This window comes from Rhodococcus sp. APC 3903 (genome assembly GCF_030407755.1).
GTDB lineage: Bacteria > Actinomycetota > Actinomycetes > Mycobacteriales > Mycobacteriaceae > Rhodococcus_F > Rhodococcus_F erythropolis.
Genome location: NZ_JASDCV010000005.1, coordinates 244,659 through 262,007, shown reverse-complemented (window position 1 = coordinate 262,007; position 17,349 = coordinate 244,659). Strand labels below are relative to the sequence as shown.

General features: G+C 64.6%; 17 protein-coding genes. 16 read left to right on the top strand and 1 reads right to left on the bottom strand.

The features are described 5' to 3' along the window. Window position 1 precedes the first annotated feature (1 nt). The 3 genes from QMA15_RS09530 to QMA15_RS09520 all read left to right on the top strand — a co-directional run bounded on the left by QMA15_RS09530 (window position 2) and on the right by QMA15_RS09520 (window position 3,993). Entirely contained in the window at window positions 2-2,020 is a 2,019-nt protein-coding gene (locus QMA15_RS09530) for a primosomal protein N' (RefSeq protein ID WP_019748377.1), read from the top strand. A 103-nt stretch (window positions 2,021-2,123) separates the two neighbouring features. Then, window positions 2,124-2,879, top strand: coding sequence for a PadR family transcriptional regulator (locus QMA15_RS09525; protein WP_020969583.1), 756 nt, complete (start codon window positions 2,124-2,126; stop codon window positions 2,877-2,879). Window positions 2,880-2,973: 94 nt separating this feature from the next. Next, a complete protein-coding gene (locus tag QMA15_RS09520; protein ID WP_133728044.1) occupies window positions 2,974-3,993 on the top strand; it encodes an alpha/beta fold hydrolase in 1,020 nt (339 codons plus the stop codon). A 72-nt stretch (window positions 3,994-4,065) separates the two neighbouring features. Here the strand turns inward: QMA15_RS09520 and QMA15_RS09515 are convergent, their stop codons facing one another. Next, window positions 4,066-4,272 (bottom strand): hypothetical protein, encoded by a 207-nt coding sequence (locus QMA15_RS09515; RefSeq protein ID WP_003944900.1) that lies wholly within the window; start codon window positions 4,270-4,272, stop codon window positions 4,066-4,068. A gap of 288 nt (window positions 4,273-4,560) precedes the next feature. On the opposite strand from QMA15_RS09515, the gene fmt reads away from it, so the two are divergent. The 13 genes from fmt (at window position 4,561) to whiA (ending at window position 17,321) form a co-directional block, all read left to right on the top strand. Beyond that, window positions 4,561-5,484: a methionyl-tRNA formyltransferase gene (fmt, locus tag QMA15_RS09510; RefSeq protein WP_020907709.1), complete on the top strand. Its 924-nt coding sequence runs from the start codon at window positions 4,561-4,563 to the stop codon at window positions 5,482-5,484. After that, window positions 5,481-6,929 (top strand): transcription antitermination factor NusB, encoded by a 1,449-nt coding sequence (locus tag QMA15_RS09505; RefSeq protein ID WP_279163862.1) that lies wholly within the window; start codon window positions 5,481-5,483, stop codon window positions 6,927-6,929. The genes fmt and QMA15_RS09505 overlap by 4 nt, the downstream gene beginning before the upstream one ends. Before the next feature lie 40 nt (window positions 6,930-6,969). Next, window positions 6,970-7,317 (top strand): MmcQ/YjbR family DNA-binding protein, encoded by a 348-nt coding sequence (locus QMA15_RS09500; protein ID WP_019748383.1) that lies wholly within the window; start codon window positions 6,970-6,972, stop codon window positions 7,315-7,317. A 98-nt stretch (window positions 7,318-7,415) separates the two neighbouring features. Then, a complete protein-coding gene (gene rpe, locus QMA15_RS09495; protein ID WP_019748384.1) occupies window positions 7,416-8,099 on the top strand; it encodes a ribulose-phosphate 3-epimerase in 684 nt (227 codons plus the stop codon). 8 nt (window positions 8,100-8,107) lie between these two features. Beyond that, window positions 8,108-9,160 carry a bifunctional diaminohydroxyphosphoribosylaminopyrimidine deaminase/5-amino-6-(5-phosphoribosylamino)uracil reductase RibD gene (ribD, locus tag QMA15_RS09490; RefSeq protein ID WP_019748385.1) on the top strand — a complete coding sequence of 351 codons (1,053 nt, stop codon included), beginning with the start codon at window positions 8,108-8,110 and terminating at the stop codon, window positions 9,158-9,160. Window positions 9,161-9,165: 5 nt separating this feature from the next. Then, window positions 9,166-9,774 carry a riboflavin synthase gene (locus tag QMA15_RS09485; RefSeq protein WP_003944892.1) on the top strand — a complete coding sequence of 203 codons (609 nt, stop codon included), beginning with the start codon at window positions 9,166-9,168 and terminating at the stop codon, window positions 9,772-9,774. 110 nt (window positions 9,775-9,884) lie between these two features. Beyond that, the gene (locus QMA15_RS09480) at window positions 9,885-11,159 is read left to right on the top strand and encodes a bifunctional 3,4-dihydroxy-2-butanone-4-phosphate synthase/GTP cyclohydrolase II (RefSeq protein WP_003944833.1); all 1,275 of its coding nucleotides are present in this window, start codon (window positions 9,885-9,887) and stop codon (window positions 11,157-11,159) included. Next, complete coding sequence (ribH, locus tag QMA15_RS09475; RefSeq protein ID WP_003944999.1) at window positions 11,156-11,653, top strand: 6,7-dimethyl-8-ribityllumazine synthase; 498 nt, start codon at window positions 11,156-11,158, stop codon at window positions 11,651-11,653. The genes QMA15_RS09480 and ribH overlap by 4 nt, the downstream gene beginning before the upstream one ends. Then, window positions 11,650-12,123 (top strand): PH domain-containing protein, encoded by a 474-nt coding sequence (locus tag QMA15_RS09470; RefSeq protein WP_007727982.1) that lies wholly within the window; start codon window positions 11,650-11,652, stop codon window positions 12,121-12,123. The genes ribH and QMA15_RS09470 overlap by 4 nt, the downstream gene beginning before the upstream one ends. Window positions 12,124-12,197: 74 nt before the next feature. Then, complete coding sequence (gene uvrC, locus QMA15_RS09465) at window positions 12,198-14,390, top strand: excinuclease ABC subunit UvrC (protein ID WP_019748387.1); 2,193 nt, start codon at window positions 12,198-12,200, stop codon at window positions 14,388-14,390. Then, window positions 14,387-15,286, top strand: a complete 900-nt coding sequence (gene rapZ, locus QMA15_RS09460) for an RNase adapter RapZ (RefSeq protein WP_003944872.1) — start codon at window positions 14,387-14,389, stop codon at window positions 15,284-15,286. Before uvrC ends, rapZ begins: the two co-directional genes overlap by 4 nt. Further along, on the top strand, window positions 15,283-16,347 hold the full coding sequence (gene yvcK, locus QMA15_RS09455) for a uridine diphosphate-N-acetylglucosamine-binding protein YvcK (protein ID WP_019748388.1): 1,065 nt from the start codon (window positions 15,283-15,285) through the stop codon (window positions 16,345-16,347). Before rapZ ends, yvcK begins: the two co-directional genes overlap by 4 nt. Continuing rightward, window positions 16,344-17,321, top strand: a complete 978-nt coding sequence (gene whiA, locus QMA15_RS09450) for a DNA-binding protein WhiA (RefSeq protein ID WP_021344225.1) — start codon at window positions 16,344-16,346, stop codon at window positions 17,319-17,321. Before yvcK ends, whiA begins: the two co-directional genes overlap by 4 nt. The last annotated feature ends 28 nt before the right edge of the window (window positions 17,322-17,349 follow it).

The window sequence follows — 17,349 nt, the reverse complement described above, 5'->3', positions numbered from 1 at the left end:
GGTGGGCGCGGAAAGAGTAGCGGCAGAAGTCGATCCGGTCGCCCGGGTGCTGCCGATGCTCCCGCTCGCTCACCTCGACCGTGAATTCGACTACCTCGTTCCTCGTGAACTCGAAGCGGATGCGCAGCCCGGAGTCCGGGTGCGCATCCGCTTCGCTGGTCGTCTGGTGGACGGTTTCATCGTCTCGCGCGAGGCGACCAGTGACCATCAGGGGAAGTTCGGCTGGCTCGAACGCGTCATCTCGTCCGAGCGGGTCCTGACGGCCGAAATCGCGCAAGTCGTCGATCGTGTGGCGGAGCGTTATGCCGGAACCCGTGCTGACGTTCTCCGTTTGGCGGTACCGCCGCGCCACGCGAAGGTCGAGGCGGAACCGTGGGAGCCCGCCGAGCCGCCGTCCGCTCCTGAACCGATCGAAAATGGTTGGCATCTCTACAGATTCGGTGACGCCTTTCTGTCCGCGATTCGCGAGTCGAAAAGCCCGCGTGCGGTCTGGCAGGCGTTGCCTGGTGAAAACTGGCCACTGCGCCTGGCCGAATTGGCCGGGGCTGTAGCGGCAAGTGGTAAATCCGCGATTCTGGTTGTGCCCGATCAACGCGACCTGGACCGCGTCGTCGCCGCATGTACCGAACTCTCCGGAGCGGATGCAGTGGTGGGTCTGTCCGCAGGCCTGGGGCCGGCCATGCGATACCGAAGGTGGCTCGCTGCACTGCGCGGGACCGCCCGGATCGTCGTCGGCACGCGGAGTGCTGTTTTTGCGCCGACGCCCGAGACCGGTCTTGTCGTCGTCTGGGACGACGGCGACGACAACTTGTCCGAGCCGCGGTCGCCGTATCCACATGCCCGCGAAGTTGCCGTCCTGCGTGGCTACGTCGCCGGGTGCGCCGTCGTGATCGGTGGGTTCTCCCGTACGGCAGAATCGCAGGTACTCGTCGACTCGGGATGGGCGCACGATCTGGTCGCTACGCGGGACGTCGTTCGTGCTCACGCACCCAAGATCACCGCGCTTGCCGACAGCGATCAAGCCTTGGCTCGCGATCCGGGAGCCAGAGCGGCTCGTTTGCCCGCTATTGCATTCGCGGCCGCCCGGCGCGCTCTGGGTGAGGGCAACGGAGTCCTGGTGCAGGTGCCTCGGCGGGGGTACGTACCGACCCTGGCCTGTGGAAAGTGCCGTGCCCCGGCACGGTGCCGTCGGTGCAACGGCCCACTGGCTCTTCCCGCTGCGGCAGGTCCCGACGGCGCCGGGACACCGGCGTGCCGCTGGTGCGGGGTTGCCGATGCCGCCTACCGATGTCACGCGTGCGGGGCGAAAGCGTTGCGCGCGGTGGTGGTCGGTGCCGGCCGGACCGCCGAAGAACTCGGGCGGGCGTTTCCCGGTGTAAAAGTTGTTCTGTCCGGGGGCGGTGATGTGGTCAAGGAACTGCCACACGGGCCCGCGTTGGTGGTCTCGACAGTGGGTGCGGAGCCGGTGATGACCGGCGGCTACGGCGCCGCGCTCTTGCTCGACGGTTGGGCACTGCTCGGCCGGCCCGATCTGCGCGCCGCCGAGGAAACACTCAGACGCTGGATGTCGGCTGCTGCCATGGTGATTCCGCTGTCCGAAGGCGGTGAAGTTGTGGTTGTCGCAGACTCGGGTATCCCGACGGTGCAGGCGTTGGTCCGATGGGATCCGGTGGGGCACGCACAGTCTCAATTCGAGGAACGGGACGAGGTCGGCTTTCCTCCGGCCGTTCACATGGCTGCGATCGACGGTGGATCCGCAGCGATTGCGGAGTTGGTGGACTCAGCTGATCTGCCGGCAAGTGCTGTACTACTCGGACCAGTGGAATTGCCTGCGGGGGAGAGGCTTCCGTATTCCGGTGAGGACGAGAGCGGTGTCGCGCCGGAGCGAATGCTGGTCCGCGTTCCACGCAAGGACGGTCGCGGCCTTGCGGACGCTCTGGCACATGCGAGGGCCGCGCGCAGTGCGCGGAAGTCATCGGGTCCGGTCCGCATTCAGATCGACCCACGCCGCATCGGCTGATTTTCGAGTTCTCCAAGGCCTGGTTGTGTGCAGCGAAAATGTTGCGCAACCCGATATGGCGATATATCGTCGAACTATCAACGATAGTGATGGAGGTTCGACGATGGATGCAAGTTTCCCGAACGAGGGGATGTTCGGCCGACGCGGTTTCTTCGGCGGTTTCGGCCGTGAGCAACGGCCACCATTTGTGATGTGGGTGCCGACGGACGACGGCGCGCCGGGCGATGGTCCCGGCGATCGAGACGGTGGACGACGCGGTCGACCGCACGAGCGGCCGGGCTTCGGTGACATGCCACGCAGAGGCCATCGGCGGGGGCGTTTCGGTCCAGACGGCGGACCCGGCCCCGGCTTCGGTCCGGGCGCTCAGTTCGGTCGCGGGAGAGGACGTGGCGGACGAGGTCGTCGTGGAGATGTGCGCGCTGCGATTCTGTTGTTGATCGCGGAAGAGCCGATGCACGGCTACGAATTGATTCAGCAGATCGTCGAGCGCAGCGGCGGCGTCTGGAAGCCGAGTCCGGGTTCCATTTATCCCGCGCTGTCCCAACTCGAGGACGAGGGACTGGTCATCATCGAAAAGGTTGCCGGCCGCAAGACCGCCAAGCTGACCGAGGAAGGCGTCGCATACGTCGAGGAGCATCGCGCCGATCTCGGGGCACCGTGGGATGACGTTCGTCTCAGCGTAGGGGAGCCGGAGCAGGACCTTCGTGAACTGATCGGCCAGCTGATGGGCGCGGCCGGCCAAGTGGCTGCTGTAGGCACACCAGCGCAGGTCAAGGCCGCAGCCGACGTGCTTGTCGAGGCGCGCAAGTCGCTCTACCGAGTGCTTGCCGGTGATGACGCCGATGAAGGCGGCAATTGAGACGTCGGATACCTACTGTTCGGTAGGGTATGCGCCCCGAAGTTTCTGGTGTTACGGTCAGCTCCCTCGTAGGATCAGAGCAGGAGCAGGAACAATGGCTGGCGTCAAACGGTCTGTGGGACTGACATTTTCGGTAGCAGTGGCGCTGCTGATCGGAGCACCGCCGGCGATATCGGCTGCCGCACCGACGCTCCCGTCTGCGAGTGCCGACGCGATGGACGTTCCTCTCGACATCGGTCCGGGTCAGGCGACTCGTTCCGTTGCCACGGCATATGCGCATGCTCATCCAGGATCCGCACCTGCCGGGTCGAACGATTTCGCCTGTGAGCCTTCCGCCACGCATCCCCGACCGGTTGTACTCGCCCACGGAACCGACACCGAGGCGTACGCGGATTGGGCGGCCCTGTCGCCGGCACTGGCAGCTGACGGCTATTGCGTCTTCGCCCTCAATTACGGCGGTGCGATCGAAGAAGAAGACGGGGACGTCGCACACGAGACTTACGGCGTCGGCGACATAGTCGGTAGTGCCACCGCGTTCGGTTCTTTCGTCGATCAGGTGCTGACCGCGACCGGAGCGGACAAGGTCGACGTGATCGGCTACTCCCAAGGCGCGACGGTGACGCGGTACTACGTCAACAAAATGGGCGGCGACGCCTACGTCGATCATTGGGTCGGTTTGGCTTCGCCGACCTACGGCGGGGTGATGTTCGGGTTGGTTCCCATCGTCCGTGCGATCCCCGGCGGAGAAGACTTTGTCGAAGATGTCTTTTCGCGAGCTGTCCGCGAGCAGATGCAGGGGTCGGATACGTTGAACGCCCTCAACGACGGCGGTGACACCGTACCCGGAGTGCGCTACACGACTATCGGGTCCACTGTCGACGAGATGATCCAGCCGTCCTCGAACATCGCGCTCCGCGACGCCGGTGCAGAAAACATCGTCCTCCAGGATCTGTGCCCGTCGAACCTGACCGGCCACTTCCGCATGCCGTACGACCCCTACGTGATCGACGTCATCCGGACGGTCCTCGACCCCGATGCCGAGCGGCACGCTTCGTGCAGCGCGGTGCCGCTCGGCACGGATATTCCGCAAGTGGTCATCGACGCAAATTCGTGAGCTGCAAATTCGTGAGCTGCTAACTCGTGAGCTGCTAACTCGTGAGCACCGAGACCACGTGGGTCGGGATGTTTACTCGGCGAGCTTGGCAGTGGCCTGCGCCCACAGGAAGAACTTGTTCGTTCCGAGGTCGCGGACGGTCTTGATGTTGAACGCTGCCTTCAAATGTTCTGCGTCCGAATCGCTTACGCCGTTGAGTGCCGCGACCGGGGCGTCCGCCAATTCTTCGACGGACTTTCCTGCGTAGGCCTTGTCGAACTTACTGTCGATGCCTGCCATCTAAGTTCCTCCGTGTGATCGGTGTATCCCGTATCAGCCTCCGCCGAGTGGCGACGACAGAGACAGTCAATACCGAGGACCGGTGAATCTGCAGGGTTCTGATCAAAGAAATTGCTGAGAAAGTGGTTCGGTGTGGCGCGAGGTAGGTCATAGCTCCCGCAGTCCTTAGACTGACAGTTCCACCCACCGACACATCCGGGAGCATTTTCGTGAGTTGCAGTCCACCGCGTTCGACAGGCCGATCGGCTGATCAGAGTCCGAAGAGCCCAACGAAACGGGAGAGCTGACATGCGCGTCGTGTTCGCCGGAACGCCCGAACCCGCGGTTCCTTCGCTGCGTCGTCTCATCGAGTCTGCCAACCACGAAGTGGTAGCCGTCGTCACGCGTCCGGACGCTGTGGCGGGCCGCGGTCGCAAAGTCACCCGCTCGCCGATCGGTCTGCTTGCCGACGAGCACGGCATCCCGGTCCTGACACCGGTCAAGGCGTCCGATCCCGACTTCGCAGCCGAACTCGCCCGCCTGGAACCGGACTGCGCACCCGTCGTCGCCTACGGAAACCTGTTGCCGCAGAACGTCCTCGACATTCCGAAATACGGTTGGGTCAATCTGCATTTCTCGCTGCTTCCGGCGTGGCGCGGCGCCGCGCCGGTGCAGGCCGCGATCAGTGCCGGTGACGAAGTGACGGGCGCCAGTGCGTTCCGTTTGGAAGCCGGCATGGATACCGGCCCCGTGTACGGAGTGATGACCGAGCGGATTCGCGACACCGATACGGCAGGCGACCTGCTCGGGCGTCTGGCGGAAAACGGCGCTGCCCTGCTCGAATCGGTACTCGACGGCCTGGAGGCCGGAGAGATCAACGCGGTTCCGCAGTCTGCCGACGGCGTCTCGTACGCCCCCAAGGTGACTGTGGACGCGGCCCGCGTGCGGTGGGAATTGCCCGCTCGCACGGTGGACCGGCACATCCGAGCAGTCACACCCGCGCCTGGGGCCTGGACGATGATCGGTGATCTTCGAGTCAAGGTCGGCCCGGTCACCGTTACGGACGAGACCCTGGCAGTCGGTGAGATCTCGGTACGCAAGGATGGTCTGTACATCGGTACCGCGACCACCGCGGTACGACTCGGGCAGATTCAGCCCCCGGGCAAGAAATTGATGTCGGCAGGGGACTGGGCACGCGGTGCCCGACTCGACGCGGAGGTACGAGCACAGTGACCGAATCACGACGACCGGCACGGCGGACACAGGGTCCCGGAGCCAAGAATGCAACCGGCGGCAAGAACACCAAGCCGAAGCAGGCCAAGCGGCCGGATCCGGCAACCGCCGGGCTCGATCAACCGCGCCTGGCTGCGCGCGACGTCCTGCGCGCGGTCCGTGAACGTGACGCATACGCGAACCTGGTTCTGCCCGGGCTCCTGCGTGACCGCAAACTCGACGCACGCGATGCGGCGCTGGCAACCGAACTCGCGTACGGCGCGGCACGTGCTCAGGGCCTCCTGGATGCGGTGATCGCCCATGCAGCGGGTCGGCCGATCGAAGAGATCGACGGAACCCTGCTCGATGTACTCCGACTCGGCTCGTACCAACTACTGCGTACTCGTGTCGCACCGCACGCTGCTGTTGCCACCTCGGTCGACCTCGTCCGCGCCGAAAACGGCCAGGGCCGAGCAGGATTCGTCAACGCGGTCCTGCGCCGTGTTTCCGAACGCACCCAGGACGAGTGGGTCGAGCTGCTGGCGCCGAAGGACCCGGTCGGCCGACTCGCCTTCGAGCACGCGCATCCCCTGTGGATCGCGCAGGTATTTGCCGACTCGCTCGGCGCCGCAGCCGGAGAGCTCGAAGACGTCCTGATCGCCGACGACGCCCGCCCCGCCGTGCACCTCGTCGCCCGCCCCGGTGAGATCTCCGCCGAGGAGCTCGCACTGGTGACCGGCGGCGAGATCGGGCCGTACTCGCCGTACGCCGTGCATCTCGACGGCGGTGACCCCGGACAACTCGAGGCGGTCCGCCAAGGCCTGGCAGGAGTGCAGGACGAGGGCAGTCAGCTGGTTGCCCGCGCCCTCAGCATTGCTCCTCTCGAAGGTGAAGACTCCGGACGCTGGCTCGACCTCTGTGCAGGTCCAGGAGGAAAAGCGGCACTTCTCGGTGCTCTTGCCGGCATCGAAGGTGGTCGACTCGACGCCGTCGAGCCGGTCGAACACCGTGCCGAGTTGATTCGCAAGACCACTCGCGAGCTTCCCGTGGTCGTACACGTGGCGGACGGCCGCGAATCCGGACTCGAACCCGGATACGACCGCATCCTCGTCGACGCTCCCTGCACCGGGTTGGGTGCGCTGCGTCGGCGCCCGGAGGCACGTTGGCGTCGCCAGCCGTCCGATGTGGCTCCGCTCGTGAAGTTGCAGCGTGAATTGCTTGCTGCCGCAATCGAACTGGTTCGCCCCGGCGGAGTGGTGCTGTACTCCACGTGCTCGCCGCACTTGTCGGAAACGCTGGCAGTGGTCGCCGATGCGGTGCGGCGTCATGGCGTCGTGGAACTCGACACCAAGGAATTGGTGCCAGGTGTCCCGGACGTCGGAGACGGATCGTCGGTTCAGTTGTGGCCGCATCGACACGGCACGGACGCTATGTTCATGGCCGCTTTGCGCAAGCCGCTGGCCTGATCGGATGACTTCTGGGCATCGGTAGTCGTATGGTGCCTACATGGTTACGTGGGAACAGGTTGTAGTACTGGGTTCGGCTCTTCCCTCCGTGGAAGAGTCGACCTCGTACAACACCCCGGCACTCAAGGTGGCAGGTAAAACTTTTGCGCGGCTCCGCACCGAAGCGGAGGGCGCTTTGGTCGTGATGTGCGGTCTGGACGAGAAGGAGGCGCTACTCGCCAGTGGCGAGGCGGCTTTCTTCACCACCGATCACTATCACGGGCACGGATCGATCCTCGTGCATCTCGAACTGATCGACGAGGTGCAGTTGGGCGAGATGCTCGAAGATGCGTGGCGGATCAAGGCGCCCGCCAAGGTGCGAAAGCTCCGCACCGTCGTCAAGAACTGATCGGATTTCACCGGCTCCGATGTGCATGCACGGTCGGCGATGAGTCACAGCCGATGTGCATGCACGGTCGGCGATGAGTCACAGCTAAACTCGGCGGCGTGGCTTCCCCGATGATTGCACCGTCCATTTTGTCCGCAGATTTTGCTCGACTCGCCGATGAAGCGACTGCCGTGTCCGGCTCCGACTGGCTTCACGTCGACGTGATGGACGCGCATTTTGTTCCCAATCTCACGCTGGGTCTGCCGGTGGTCGAGAGTCTGCTGAAGGCGACGGACATTCCTCTCGACTGCCATCTCATGATCGAGAATCCGGAGCGCTGGGCGCCGCCGTACGCCGAGGCCGGTGCGTACAACGTCACGTTCCACGCCGAGGCCACCGACGACCCGCGTTCGGTTGCCCGCGATATTCGTGCAGCTGGTGCCAAGGCGGGGCTGAGCATCAAGCCTGGAACCCCGATCGACGACTACCTGGAAATCCTCAAGGACTTCGACACCCTCTTGATCATGAGCGTCGAACCCGGATTCGGTGGTCAGTCCTTCATGCCTCAGGTGCTCGACAAGGCACGCGCAGTTCGAAAGCTCGTCGACTCGGGTGAGCTGACGCTCCTCGTCGAAATCGACGGCGGCATCAACGCTTCCACGATCGAGCAGGCCGCTGAAGCAGGGATCGACTGCTTCGTCGCCGGTTCGGCGGTGTACGGGGCGAGTGATCCCGGTGAGGCGGTGCGCAAGCTCCGCGCGCAGGCCGCCTCGGCGTCGCCGCACCTGACGCTGTCGGTCTGAGCCGCTCGATGGCAAAGGGTGGACAGGCGTCGACGGCTGATCTTGACGCCGCGATGCAGATTGCGCTGGCCGCAGCCGATTCTGCGCGCGGATTCACCAGCCCCAACCCGCCGGTCGGCGCTGTCATCCTCGCCGCCGACGGCACCATCGCGGGCGTCGGTATGACGCAACCGCCCGGTGGACCGCACGCGGAGGTCGTGGCTCTCGACGAGGCCGGCGATGCAGCGCGTGGCGGTACGGCCGTGGTGACACTGGAACCGTGCAATCACCAGGGGCGAACCGGGCCCTGCTCGCAGGCATTGATCGATGCCGGAGTCTCGGCGGTCGTCTACGCAGTCGGTGATCCCAATCCCGAGGCTTCCGGCGGCGCAGCGACGCTCATGCGCGCTGGAATCAGCGTCACGGCCGGACTCCGGGCACCCGAGGTGGAAGCTGGTCCACTGCGAGCCTGGCTGCACAAACAGCGCACCGGTCGCCCGCACATCACGTGGAAGTACGCGGCCAGTCTGGACGGACGCAGCGCTGCGGAGGACGGAACGAGTCAGTGGATCACCGGTCCGCAGGCGAGGGCGCGCGTGCATGCTCAGCGGGCGCAGATCGATGCGATCGTGGTCGGCACCGGCACCGTGTTCGCCGATGATCCGTGGCTGACGGCGCGTCAGCCCACCGGTGAGCTCGCGGCGCATCAGCCCGTACGCGTCGTCGTCGGAAAGCGTGAAATACCTTCGACGGCAAGCGTTCTCGATGACACCGCACCGACTTTGGTGCTCAACACCGACAACATCGACGAAGTAGTCGAGGCGTTGGGGGAGTACACAGACGTACTGCTCGAGGGTGGGCCCCGTCTGGCCGGAGCATTCCTCGCCGCCGGATATGTCGACGTCATCGAGGCGTACATCGCTCCGATACTGCTCGGCGCGGGCGCTTCCGCGCTCGTCGATGCCGGAGTGCACACCATCACCGACGCTCACCGATTCCGTTTGGAGTCCGCGGTAACGATCGGCCCCGATATTTTGTTGAGTCTGGTTCCGGAGAGTTCTGCTCCGGGGAACGAGGAGTAGGGCGCGTGTTCACAGGAATTGTGGAAGAACTCGGCGAAATTGTCGCCAAGGAAGAACTGGTCGATGCTGCACGCTTCACGGTGCGCGGGCCACTGGTCACCTCCGACGCCGGTCACGGCGATTCGATCGCGGTCAACGGCGTGTGCCTGACGGTCGTCGATGTGCTTGCCGACGGTTCGTTCACCGCAGACGTCATGCAGGAAACGCTGAACCGCTCGAGCCTGGCGAAGTTGGATGTCGGCTCTCGCGTCAACCTCGAGCGCGCCGCGGCGCTGAACAGTCGACTCGGCGGCCACCTGGTTCAAGGGCACGTCGACGGAACTGGCCACGTCATTTCCCGCTCGCCTTCCGAGAACTGGGAGGTAGTGCGGATCGCACTGCCGGACTCCATTTCCCGATACGTGGTGGAGAAGGGTTCGATCACTGTCGACGGAGTCTCGCTGACGGTCTCCGCGCTGGGTGGCGACCGCGGGTTCGAGTACTTCGAGATCTCGCTGATCCCGACAACGCTCGAGTTGACGACGCTCGGAACCGCTGTGGTCGGTACGCCGGTCAACCTCGAGGTGGACGTGATCGCCAAGTACGTCGAGCGGCTTCACTCTGCCGGTCGGTAGGACCAGGCTGATCGGACCCGTCCGATTGGTCGTAGGGTTGTCAGTGCATCCGTCGGATGCACTTGTTGTATTCGATGATGTTAAAAGTCAAGACTTTGGAGTGCGAGCACGTGACCAGGTTCGACAGTATCGAGCGCGCAGTAGCAGATATCGCTGCAGGTAAAGCTGTTGTCGTCGTGGACGACGAGGATCGCGAGAACGAGGGCGACCTCATCTTCGCCGCCGAGAAAGCCACCCCGGAACTGGTGGCGTTCATGGTCAGGTACACCTCCGGCTACCTGTGCGTGCCGCTCGACGGTGACGATTGCGATCGGCTGGGCCTGCCCCCGATGTACGCCACCAACCAGGACAAGCACGGCACCGCCTACACCGTGACCGTCGACGCCCGTGAGGGAATCGGTACCGGCATCTCGGCGTCGGACCGCGCTGCGACGATGCGTCTGCTCGCCAACCCCGAATCCGGTGCCAACGATTTCACTCGTCCCGGCCACGTCGTTCCGCTCCGCGCGAAGGAAGGCGGAGTGCTGCGTCGTCCGGGCCACACGGAAGCTGCAGTCGACCTCGCCCGCATGGCGGACCTGCGTCCCGCCGGCGTCATCTGCGAAATCGTCAGCCAGAAGGACGAAGGCGCGATGGCTCAGACCGACGAGTTGCGAGTCTTCGCCGACGAACACAACCTTGCTCTGATCTCGATCGCGGACCTCATCGCATGGCGTCGCAAGCACGAGAAGCACGTACTGCGCATCGCCGAGGCCCGCATCCCCACCCGCCACGGTGAGTTCACCGCTGTCGGCTACACCAGCATCTACGACGAGGTCGAGCACGTTGCGCTGGTGCGCGGCGACATCGCAGGCCCCGACGGAGACGGTAGCGACGTACTCGTCCGCGTTCACTCCGAGTGCCTCACCGGCGACGTCTTCGGTTCGCTGCGGTGCGATTGCGGCCCACAGCTCGACGCCGCACTGGACATGGTCGCCCAGGAAGGCCGCGGCGTTGTCCTGTACATGCGCGGACACGAGGGTCGTGGCATCGGCCTCATGCACAAGCTGCAGGCCTACCAGCTCCAGGACGCCGGTTCCGACACAGTCGACGCCAATCTCGAACTCGGGCTACCGGCGGACGCCCGCGACTACGGCATCGGTGCGCAGATCCTCGTCGATCTGGGGATCTCGTCGATGCGTCTGCTGACCAACAACCCGGCCAAGCGTGTGGGTCTGGACGGCTACGGCCTGCAGATCACCGATCGCGTTCCGATGCCGCTGCGCGCGAATGCGGAGAACCTCACCTACCTGCGCACCAAGCGAGATCGGATGGGTCACGATCTGATCGGACTGGACGAGTACGAGGCGAACCAGAACACCGCACAGCCGGGAACCGCACTGTGAGCGGCGAAGGTCAGCCGCAGCTCGCGATCGCCGAGGCCAAGGATCTGAAGCTGGCGATCGTTGCCGGGCAGTGGCACGCGACGATCTCCGAGGCTCTGATCGCCGGCGCGCAGCGCGTCGCGCAGGAGGCACAGATCAAGGACGTGACACTGGTCCGTGTCGCCGGTGCGATCGAACTGCCGGTCGTTGCGCAGGCATTGGCTCGCACGCACGACGCCGTCGTCGCACTCGGTGTTGTCATCCGCGGCGGCACGCCGCACTTCGAGTACGTGTGCGACGCGGTCACCGCGGGCCTTACACGCGTCTCGCTCGACGAAAGCACTCCCGTGGGGAACGGTGTCCTGACCACCGACACCGAGCAGCAGGCTCTTGACCGTTCGGGGCTGCCGGGTAGCGTCGAGGACAAGGGCGCACAGGCCTGCGCCGCCGCACTGGACACCGCAGTGACCCTGCGCCATCTCCGAGCACCATGGACCGAGGATTCGTTTCGATGAGTACACCCGGCGACAACGAGAACTGGGAACTGATTGCGTCACCGCGTAAGTCGACGCGATACGCGATCGGAGTTGCTGTCCTCCTGGTGATCGTTCACGTCACACTTGCACTCCTGCTCCGCCAGGGGTCCACCGGCGTGTACTTCCGCGCCGCGGACCAACTTGCGATGGCAGGCATCGGCACCATTCTGGCTCTCGGTGTACTGATGTTGACGCGGCCCCGGGTCAAGGTGGGCAAGCAGGGAATCGCCGTACGAAACATCTTGGGCGAGAAGATCGTCGACTGGGATCTGTTCGAGGGACTCTCGTTCCCCGACGGCGCCGCCTGGGCACGCATCGAATTGCCCGACGACGAGTACATGGCAGTGATGGCGATCCAGTCCAACGACCGCGAGTACGCCGTCGACACGGTCGGCAAGTTCCGCGAACTGGCCGACCGCTACGCACCGGTCGCGCACAAGAGCAACTGACGTCTTCCGACCGGTTCGGTGCCCGCATCCTGCGCGTTTCCGAGTCGGTCGGTGGCGGCGACTAACCTGAAACCGTGCCGGATCCCTCGACTTACCGCCCCGCTACCGGAACCATTCCGGCTGCGCCGGGCGTCTACAAATTTCGCGATCCGCATGGTCGGGTCATTTACGTCGGAAAGGCGAAAAGCCTCCGTTCACGTTTGAACTCGTACTTCGCGGACGTCACGACACTTCATCCCCGTACTCGGCAGATGGTGACCACCGCCGGCAGCGTCGAGTGGACCGTCGTCAGTACCGAAGTCGAAGCGCTTCAGCTCGAGTACAACTGGATCAAGGAATTCGATCCGCGGTTCAACGTGCGGTACCGCGACGACAAGACGTATCCGGTTCTCGCCGTGACGCTCAACGAAGAGTTCCCGCGGCTGTTTGTCTACCGCGGTCCGCGGCGCAAGGGCGTCCGCTACTTCGGTCCCTACTCCCATGCCTGGGCCATCCGCGAAACACTCGATCTGCTGCTGCGAGTGTTTCCCGCACGAACGTGCTCGTCCGGAGTCTTCAAACGACACAACCAGATCGGCCGGCCGTGTCTGCTCGGCTACATCGACAAGTGCTCGGCGCCCTGCGTCGGGCGAGTCAGCGCCGAGGAGCATCGTCAGATCGTCGAAGATTTCTGCGACTTCCTCGCCGGCCGCACGGACAAGCTGGTCAAAGATCTCGAAAAGCGCATGCAGCAGGCTTCAGAGGACCTCGACTTCGAGACCGCTGCCCGTCTGCGTGACGATATCGGCGCTTTGCGCAAGGCGCTCGAGAAGCAGGCCGTCGTACTCGGTGACGGCACCGACGCCGATCTCGTCGCCTTTGCGACCGATGATCTCGAAGCCGCCGTTCAGGTGTTCCACGTGCGCGGCGGACGCGTGCGGGGTCAGCGTGGATGGGTCGTGGAGAAGGCAGGCGATGCCATCGACTGGGCCGCACTCGACGCCGAGTCCGACCTGCCGATCCTGGTCGAACAGTTCCTCACCCAGTTCTACGGTGAGCAGGCGGCACTCGACCCGGGAGCGGGCTCCGAGGCCGGGATCAGCGCCGTTCCCAAGGAAGTTCTCGTGCCGGTACTGCCTGCCAACGCGACCGAGATCCAGGCGTGGCTGAGCAAGCTTCGGGGATCGCAAGTGCAACTGCGGGTTCCGCAACGCGGCGACAAGAAGGACCTCGCCGAAACGGTCCAGCGAAACGCGAAAGAGGCTCTGGCGCAGCACAAGCTCAAGCGCGCCGGCGATTTCACCTCGCGTTCTGCGGCGCTTCAGGGCATCCAGGAAGCACTGGACCTGGACTCGGCTCCGCTACGAATCGAATGCATCGACATCAGTCACGTCCAGGGAACCGACGTCGTGGCGTCACTGGTCGTGTTCGAAGACGGGCTCCCGCGTAAGTCGGACTACCGCCATTACGCGATCAAGGAAGCTGCCGGCGACGGTCATTCCGACGACGTGGCGAGTATCGCAGAGATCACTCGCAGGCGGTTCCTCCGACACAACCGCGACCTGGGCATTCTCGCTGCTTCGGCGTCGACCATGGACGCGGACGGTGGGGATCTGGCTCCCGAAGCGGCGATCGACCCGGCGACGGGCCGGCCTCGGCGGTTCGCCTATCCACCCAATCTGTTCGTCGTGGACGGCGGCGCCCCCCAGGTCACGGCCGCAGCGGCGGTCCTCGACGAGCTGGGGGTCACCGACGTTGCGGTAGTCGGCTTGGCCAAGCGACTCGAAGAGGTATGGGTACCGGGAGAAGAAGATCCGGTCATCCTTCCCCGAACGAGCGAGTCGTTGTACCTCCTGCAACGCATCCGAGACGAAGCCCACCGCTTCGCGATCACGTTCCATCGCAGCAAGCGCTCGAGGCGGATGACGGCTTCGGCTCTGGACTCGGTCAAGGGGCTCGGTGAAACTCGCCGTACTGCTCTGGTGGCTCACTTCGGTTCCGTGGCGAAGCTGAAAACGGCAACGGTCGAGGAGATCATGCAGGTCCCCGGTATCGGTGAGACCACAGCCACAGCAGTTCTGGCCGCACTCGGCACGGATTCGGCTGCAGCCGATGCGGGTGCTGAAGCTCGAGCGCTGCCAGCCGCGGTAGGGGATGATGAGCTGGACAAGGAATCCGAATCGTCTGTTACCTCTGCTGACGCGCCAAGCGCCGAATCCGGTAGCGGTGACGAGGGCTCCGAGTCGCGAGAATTGTCCATGCCGACGACGGGGCCGAGTGCACAGTGACTACCGACAGCGCCAAAGACAGTCGAACGATGGATTTCCTGCTGGTGACGGGATTGTCCGGAGCTGGTTTGAGTACCGCTGCCAAGGTGCTCGAAGACCTCGGCTGGTATGTCGCGGACAATTTGCCACCTGAGCTCATTTCCCGGATGGTCGGTCTGAGCTTGACCTCCGATCCGCCGGTCGATCGTCTCGCCGTCGTGATCGACGTGCGGAGTCGACTCTTCACCGGCGATCTCGGGTGGGTGCTCACCGAACTCGAGGCGGAGCCGATCCACACTCGGGTGCTGTACCTCGAAGCATCCGACGACGTGTTGATCCGACGGTTCGAACAGGTGCGCCGCAGTCATCCGTTGCAGAACGACGGCATCGACGGCACGTTGTCCGAAGGGATCGCAGCCGAGCGTCGGCAGTTGGCCGTGGTGAAGGCGGCCGCCGATCTGGTCATCGACACGTCGGCGCTGAAGGCACATCAGTTGCGTCAGAAGATCGAAACGGCGTTCGGGAACGATGCCAACCGCACGATGAAGGTGACGGTCCAGTCGTTCGGATTCAAGTACGGCCTGCCGATGGACGCCGATCTCGTCTGTGACGTTCGATTCCTGCCCAATCCCCACTGGATCCCTGAACTTCGCCCGCACACCGGTCAGGATGCCGACGTCCGCGACTACGTGTTGTCCCGCGAGGGTGCGGAAGACTACCTAGACACCTACCGACATCTGGTCGATTTGACGATCGCCGGATATCGGCGAGAAGGAAAGCGCTACATGACAATTGCGGTCGGGTGTACCGGCGGTAAGCACCGAAGCGTGGCCATGTCCGAAGCTCTCGCGAGGCGTTTGGGTTCCGAGGACGACATCTCGGTCAGCATCGTGCACCGGGATCTGGGGCGCGAATGAGTGAACCGACACATAGCTCGCGGGAGAAGCCAGATGGGCCGGCCATCGTCGCGCTCGGCGGCGGGCACGGATTGTTCGCCACGCTCCAGGCCGTCAGACGCCTGACGGTCGACGTCACCGCAGTGGTCACGGTCGCCGACGACGGTGGTTCGTCGGGCCGGCTGCGCGCCGAACTCGGCGTCATCCCGCCCGGTGACCTCCGGATGGCGCTCGCGGCTCTCGCGTCGGACGAACCCGAGATAGTCGACTGGACTCGGACCATTCAGCATCGCTTCGGCGGTGTCGGCGCACTTGCCGGGCACTCGGTGGGCAATCTCATCCTGGCCGGACTCACCGAGGTGCTCGGCGATCCGGTCGTCGCGCTCGACGAGATGGCGCGACTGCTGCGAATCCGTGGCCGCGTGCTGCCGATGTCGCCGATCGCGCTCGAGATCGAAGCCGACGTTCAAGGACTCGAAGAGGACCCACGCGTCAGCCGCTGCATTCGTGGACAGGTCGCCGTCGCGACCACGCCGGGCAAGGTTCGGCGTGTGAGACTGCTCCCGTCCAATCCGCCCGCGTGTCCCGAGGCTGTGACTGCGATCGATCGTGCCGATCTCGTGGTTCTCGGCCCGGGATCGTGGTTCTCGAGCGTGATCCCGCACGTACTGGTACCCGAACTTGTCGAATCACTGTCGTCGACGAATGCTCGAAAGGTGCTGGTGCTCAATCTCGCACCCGAGCCGGGGGAGACCGCCGGATTCTCCGCAGAGCGTCACCTGCACGTACTCTCCCAACACGTGCCCGATTTTCGGGTCGACTACGTGGTGGTCGACTCGGCGTCGGTACCGGCCGGGCGTGAACGTGAACATCTGCAGCGTGCGGCGGATCAATTTTCAGCCGAAGTCAGGTACGCGGATGTCGCGGACACCTCACCGGGCGCAGCGCATGTACACGATCCGGCAAAACTGGCCGATGTACTGGCTGAACTGTCGAGCAGTGCGGCAGTAGGGGATTCGACACAGTCTTCCCTGCAAGAACAGCAATCCGAAGAACAGAGGGAGAACGCTTCGTGGCAATGACAGCGGAGGTCAAGGACGAACTGAGCCGGTTAGTGGTGACTCAGGTCAGCTGCCGCAAGGCAGAGGTCTCCGCGTTGCTGCGCTTTGCCGGTGGGCTCCACATCGTCGGCGGCCGGGTGGTCGTCGAAGCAGAGGTGGATCTGGGCTCTACGGCGCGACGTCTGCGCCGGGAGATTTTCGACCTGTTCACCTACAGTGCCGATGTTCACGTACTCAGTGCGGGCGGGCTTCGAAAATCCGCTCGCTACATCGTGCGTGTGGCGAAGGAGGGTGAGGCCCTCGCGCGCCAGACGGGACTGCTCGATCTTCGCGGGCGCCCGGTTCGCGGCTTGCCTGCGCAGGTCGTCGGCGGAAGTGTCGGCGACGCCGAAGCAGCTTGGCGCGGTGCGTTCCTCGCGCACGGTTCCCTGACCGAACCCGGCCGTTCGTCGGCGCTCGAAGTGAGCTGCCCCGGCCCGGAAGCTGCACTTGCTCTGGTCGGAGCTGCGCGGCGTCTGGGGATCTCGGCGAAGGCACGTGAGGTTCGCGGAACGGATCGTGTGGTGATCCGCGACGGTGAGGCCATCGGCGATCTCCTGACCCGAATGGGAGCCCAGGACACACGCCTGGTGTGGGAGGAGCGACGGATGCGACGCGAGGTCCGCGCCACCGCCAATCGTCTCGCCAATTTCGACGACGCAAACCTGCGACGCTCTGCTCGCGCTGCCGTTGCGGCTGCTGCGCGCGTCGAGCGTGCGTTGGAGATCCTCGGCGAGGACGTGCCCGATCACCTCGCGGCGGCGGGCGCACTGCGCGTTGAGCATCGGCAGGCGTCCCTCGAAGAACTCGGCCAGTTGGCCGACCCGCCGATGACCAAGGACGCCGTTGCCGGACGTATCCGTCGCCTGCTGTCCATGGCTGATCGCAAGGCGAAGGAAACGGGCATACCCGACACCGAATCCGCAGTGAATGTGGAGCTACTCGAAGAGGGGTGACCTGCCCTCCGTCAGGGTGGGCTGCGCA

Coding starts and splice junctions, on each gene's coding strand:
- QMA15_RS09525 (WP_020969583.1), top strand. CDS start 2,124: ATGGATGCAAGTTTCCCGAACGAGGGGATGTTCGGCCGACGCGGTTTC.
- QMA15_RS09520 (WP_133728044.1), top strand. CDS start 2,974: ATGGCTGGCGTCAAACGGTCTGTGGGACTGACATTTTCGGTAGCAGTG.
- QMA15_RS09515 (WP_003944900.1), bottom strand. CDS start 4,272: ATGGCAGGCATCGACAGTAAGTTCGACAAGGCCTACGCAGGAAAGTCC.
- fmt (WP_020907709.1), top strand. CDS start 4,561: ATGCGCGTCGTGTTCGCCGGAACGCCCGAACCCGCGGTTCCTTCGCTG.
- QMA15_RS09500 (WP_019748383.1), top strand. CDS start 6,970: ATGGTTACGTGGGAACAGGTTGTAGTACTGGGTTCGGCTCTTCCCTCC.
- ribD (WP_019748385.1), top strand. CDS start 8,108: ATGGCAAAGGGTGGACAGGCGTCGACGGCTGATCTTGACGCCGCGATG.
- QMA15_RS09470 (WP_007727982.1), top strand. CDS start 11,650: ATGAGTACACCCGGCGACAACGAGAACTGGGAACTGATTGCGTCACCG.
- yvcK (WP_019748388.1), top strand. CDS start 15,283: ATGAGTGAACCGACACATAGCTCGCGGGAGAAGCCAGATGGGCCGGCC.
- whiA (WP_021344225.1), top strand. CDS start 16,344: ATGACAGCGGAGGTCAAGGACGAACTGAGCCGGTTAGTGGTGACTCAG.